Raw genomic sequence first — 4,177 nt, forward strand, 5'->3', positions numbered from 1 at the left:
AACTTGAAGCAAGCAATGGGCGATACTGGATTCGAACCAGTGACCCCTTCCGTGTGAAGGAAGTGCGCTACCACTGTGCTAATCGCCCTAGTTGACATAATTTTTAATCATATCTTGGTTTGCAGGCTTTTGTAAATCGCTCAGACGAGGCTGCGGCAAATTTCATCAAAGGCCTCAGCGGGATCCGCTGCTTGTAAAATTGGCCGGCCAATCACAAGGTAAGAGGCACCAGCAGCAAAGGCGGCATTGGGCGTCAGCGATCGCGCTTGATCTCCTGTAGCGGTACCAAGGGGTCGAATCCCCGGACAAATTCTCAAGAACGCCTCTCCGCAGCGTTGTTTGACCCGTGTAGCCTCCTGAGGAGAGCAAACAATGCCCGCGAGTCCCGCTTGATGGCCAAGATCGGCCATGCGTTCGACATAGGTGGCCGGATCAAGGGGAATCTGGAGTTCCTGCTGAAGGGTGTTTGCATCAATGCTGGTGAGCAATGTGACGCCGATGAGTTGGGTGCTACTCTCCCCCAGAGCCGCCTGAGCAGTTTTCAGACCCGCTAAGCCAGTGGCAGTGTGGATGGTCACAAAGTCCACACCATAGGGGGCGATCGCCCGGGCTGCGGCGGCTACCGTATTGGGAATATCATGAAGCTTCAAATCGAGAAAGATGCGCTTCCCCTGATCCTTAAGGACATCGAGAATAATCGGCCCACTGGCACAAAAGAGTTCTAGCCCCACTTTCCAAAATTGCACTTGGGGCAGCCTATGAATGGTGGCGATCGCCACCTCCAAATTGGGCACATCCAAGGCCACAATAATTTTGCTGGCAACAGCCTCTTGAGAATTAAACAAGTTTCTTGGATCTCCTCAGACGATTCACACTGGACGGCGCACACAGCGCAGTAACCATAGCGCCACAATAATACCCGTCAGCTGAGCAGCAATCGTATTCACCTTCGCCTGAATCACAAAAATTTCCAACGGCTCAATCAAGATATTAGTGGCATAGACCGCCGCCCCTTGGGGAATCGACAGCACCTTGAGCAACAACATTCCCACATTCCACTCGGCGGCTGCCACCGTAAAAATCATGCCAGCGATATTTACCCAGAGACCAATATTCAAGCTGCGGATCACGTGCTCCTTGGTCGGCCGTTTTTCGGGTCGATCCAAGCGTCGTCCCAGTTGCGGATAGCGATAGCAACAGTAAATACTCACGCCCAAAAACACTAGACCAATAATCGCCAGCACTAAGCCCAGTGTGGGACTATTCATGCCATTTTGCGGACGATTGATATTAAATTGGCGACTAAAAACAACGATGATAATAATTAGCAGCGAGACAAAGCCAAGGACAACCTGTGTCCAAAAGCCAATCCAGCCAAAACGTTGCAGTTCACGGCCAAGACGGTGGAGAGGTTGGGTAGTCCCTCGATGGGATGGCGGGGGGGCATTACCGGGAAGACGTTCCATGGTGGTGCGAGGAAGGGGGCTTAGGCTTGATCATAGCGAACGGTCATTAGGTGCCGCCAAATAAGAACACCAATCGCTCCAACTGCCCGCATAGAGCTTGGTTTGATGCAGGCCAGCGATCGCCAGCCCCAAAATATCCACACAGGCCGTTACTCCCGATCCGCAATAGACAATGATTTGCTCAGCCTCAGCCAAGGGCTGCCAGTGGGCTTGCAGTTCGGCAACTGATTTAAGGCGACCCTGTTCATCGGAGATGGCCTGCCACGGATAATTCACTGCTCCGGGAATATGACCCGCGATCGGATCAATGGGTTCAATTTCACCGCGATAGCGACGGGGTTCACGGGCATCCACAATCACCGTCTGGGGGTCAGCTTCAGCAGCAATCACGCCAGCACGATCCACCACCCACTCTGGATGAGGCTGGGGCTTGAAGTTTCCCGGTCGAGGCGGTGGCACAAGGCTAGTGATCGGATACCCCGCTGCCCCATAGGCGCGATAGCCACCATCGAGCACCGCCACGCGCTCGTGCCCCAACCAGCGCAAGAGCCACCAGCAGCGAGCTGCATAGGCAAATCGCGAATCATCATAGGCCACCACCAGCGTTTCTGGGGTAACCCCCATTGTATTTAGCCGTGCTGCTAATTTCTCGGGATCAGGTAAGGGATGACGCCCGCCATGTTCTTGCCGGGGGCTAGAGAGATCCTGCTCTAGGTCGAGATAATAAGCGCCCGGCAGGTGCCCTTGGGCATACTCCCGTTGTCCCCGCGTCGTGTCCATGAGGTCAAAGCGGCAGTCCACAATCACAACCGTTGGATCTGCCAAATGCTCAGCCAACCAAGACGCCGTTACGGCATAGGGAGTCATAGGAGCTCAGGCGCGCCATTTCACTTTCGGGAGAATGTGGTTCACATCCACCCGGTCTTTGTATTTGATGGCAAAGTTCAAGAGTGAGTCAAGGAGTGAATCCGACAGATAGTGGGGTTGTAGTCCCAGATCCAGCAATTTGGTGTTTTTGGCGTTGAAGTAGTGCTCTTCTTTTTCAACACGGGGGTTTTCGAGGTGTTGGATTTCCACCTTGAGGCCGAGAGCTTTACCCGCTTCTTGAACTTTGTGGGCAAGGTCACCGACACTAAATTGTTCTGTGAACTGGTTGAGGACGCGGAATTCACCCGGCGCGGCGGGCTTGTTAACGGCCAATTCAATGCAACGCACGGTATCGCGAATATCCAAAAAGCCGCGAGTTTGCCCCCCTTTGCCATATACCGTCAGGGGATGACCAATAGCAGCTTGAATACAGAAGCGATTGAGAGCAGTGCCAAAGATACCGTCGTAGTCAAGGCGGTTGATCAGCAATTCATCCATGCCCGTTTCTTCGGTGAGCACGCCATAGACCACCCCTTGGTTCAAATCGGTGGCGCGCAAGCCCCAAATGCGGCAGGCAAAGTGGATGTTGTGGCTATCGTGAACTTTACTCAGGTGATAGAAGCTACCGGGCTGCTTGGGATAGGGCAATGTATCTTTGCGACCATTGTGCTCAATAGTGATGTAGCCCTCTTCAATGTCAATGTTGGGGGTGCCGTATTCACCCATCGTCCCTAGTTTTACAAGGTGGCAGTCAGGGTTGTGGGTATGGATGGCGTACAGCAGGTTGAGGGTGCCGACCACGTTATTGACTTGGGTGAGGACGGCGTGTTCACGATCAATCATGGAGTAGGGGGCGGAGCGCTGTTCCCCAAAGTGGACGATCGCCTCGGGCTGAAACTCCAGCATGGCGCGCTCAAGGAAGTGATAGTTACAAATATCGCCAATATAAAGGCCAATCTTTTTGCCAGTGAGATCCTGCCAGCGTTGCAGACGGTGCTGAATGGGGGCGATCGGCGTGAGGGTTTCGACACAGAGTTCAGCATCCCAATGACGCCGAATCAGGCTATCCAAAATCGCAACATCATGGCCACGATTTGAAAGGTACAGGGCTGTCGCCCAGCCGCAATAACCATCACCGCCAATTACGAGGACTCTCATGCTAACCGTGCTGAAATCGATAACTACTCCGCCAGCCATTTAGTGGCTTCCATACCACGTTACCAGTAATGGGGACGCCGTTGATCCATTGGGTTAGAATTCGGGGGCACGAGTTTCACTCTCAGAAAAGATATGTAATTTAACGGTTTGTCCCGCCAAGTCAATTTGCACAATATCGCCAGAAAGAAAATCCAAGGCCTCTAATAGCGCCTGTAATTGTGGCGTGCTGGCACCCGATGCTTGGTAGAGGCGATCGCTCAAATGGCTGAGGCGCTGCCACGTGGTATAAAGCCGAGCAATCGCACTTTCCAGTTGCGCTGCCTGCTGCAGGAGATCAGCAACGGTTTGCAGTTGTTCGAGGCGCTGGGCTTCGATGAGGACTTGTTCCAGATCGACAGGGTGGGCGTTGAGGGCTTGAATTTGGGGAGCGGCCTCAAGATAGCGGCTGAGTTGACGAGCCGTCGCCGTGACTTCCTTAACCCTTTCCACACCGGGGTCGCTGGCCAGTTCTTGGCAGAGTTCCTGCCGCTGTTGGGGGGGGAGCTTCTCCAATTCTTTGACCAAGGGTGCCACGTAGCGGGGGGCAAGGGTGCGATCGCTGGCCTTTTGGCGCACCACTGGCGGTAGGAGATCAGAGTGCAGGGCAGTCCATTCCTCTTGTAGTTGGCGCACTTCACGGTGGGTAA

4 protein-coding genes, 1 tRNA gene and 1 pseudogene are annotated in these 4,177 nt (G+C 53.8%); all 6 read right to left on the reverse strand.

The window, feature by feature from the left end; all coding sequences use genetic code 11:
* Positions 1-16: 16 nt before the first annotated feature.
* A tRNA-Val gene (locus tag IGQ15_RS03235) sits at positions 17-88 on the reverse strand.
* Positions 89-140: 52 nt separating this feature from the next.
* Positions 141-845: an orotidine-5'-phosphate decarboxylase gene (gene pyrF, locus IGQ15_RS03240; RefSeq protein WP_297048617.1), complete on the reverse strand. Its 705-nt coding sequence runs from the start codon at positions 843-845 to the stop codon at positions 141-143.
* Between the two features lie 24 nt (positions 846-869).
* Positions 870-1,466 (reverse strand): DUF3611 family protein, encoded by a 597-nt coding sequence (locus IGQ15_RS03245; RefSeq protein WP_297048619.1) that lies wholly within the window; start codon positions 1,464-1,466, stop codon positions 870-872.
* 30 nt (positions 1,467-1,496) lie between these two features.
* On the reverse strand, positions 1,497-2,333 hold the full coding sequence (locus IGQ15_RS03250; protein WP_297048621.1) for a sulfurtransferase: 837 nt from the start codon (positions 2,331-2,333) through the stop codon (positions 1,497-1,499).
* Positions 2,334-2,339: 6 nt separating this feature from the next.
* Positions 2,340-3,491, reverse strand: coding sequence for an NAD-dependent epimerase/dehydratase family protein (locus IGQ15_RS03255; RefSeq protein ID WP_297048623.1), 1,152 nt, complete (start codon positions 3,489-3,491; stop codon positions 2,340-2,342).
* A gap of 93 nt (positions 3,492-3,584) precedes the next feature.
* Positions 3,585-4,177 (reverse strand): annotated as a pseudogene (locus IGQ15_RS03260) (hypothetical protein); the annotation flags it as partial.

This window comes from Thermosynechococcus sp. M98_K2018_005 (genome assembly GCF_015295825.1).
Lineage (GTDB): Bacteria > Cyanobacteriota > Cyanobacteriia > Thermosynechococcales > Thermosynechococcaceae > Thermosynechococcus.